The sequence below is a fragment of the Enterobacter cloacae complex sp. P12RS genome (genome assembly GCF_014895875.1).
Taxonomy (GTDB): Bacteria; Pseudomonadota; Gammaproteobacteria; order Enterobacterales; family Enterobacteriaceae; genus Enterobacter; species Enterobacter bugandensis.
In genome coordinates this window covers 1-379 of the sequence record NZ_JADBQO010000126.1, presented here as the reverse complement: position 1 = coordinate 379, position 379 = coordinate 1, and the positions used below count along the sequence as shown (strand labels likewise).

Genomic DNA, 379 nt, shown 5'->3' with positions numbered 1-379 from the left:
CCTATATACCAATTCATAATGGTTTTCCTCATTTTGACTTAAATCCTATTGCAAAGTTTTTGTTGATTGAATTTAATTACATGCTTACAAACAATAAACTTTTACCTACTCAAAGTGTGGCAAGAGCGGGTATGTTATTGTCTAATGAGGTATCTCATGAACCAGCTAATAAACTATTAACTGGAAGATTAGTTGAAACCTATCTTAATGCACCTCATCTTTACTCTACGGGTTTAACAGCTAAATATTACCACCATATGCACTATATGATCACTAAGGATGGTAGCTGTGAGTTGGCATTTTCTAATTACTGCGGTCATAATAACTTAGTAGAAGAACTTAATAATGAAATTGAGAAAGTAATATCTAATTTTAATTC

At 31.4% G+C, this 379-nt stretch carries 1 pseudogene; it reads left to right on the top strand.

The window, feature by feature from the left end:
- Window positions 1–379: pseudogene (locus IM284_RS23230) on the top strand (hypothetical protein); the annotation flags it as partial.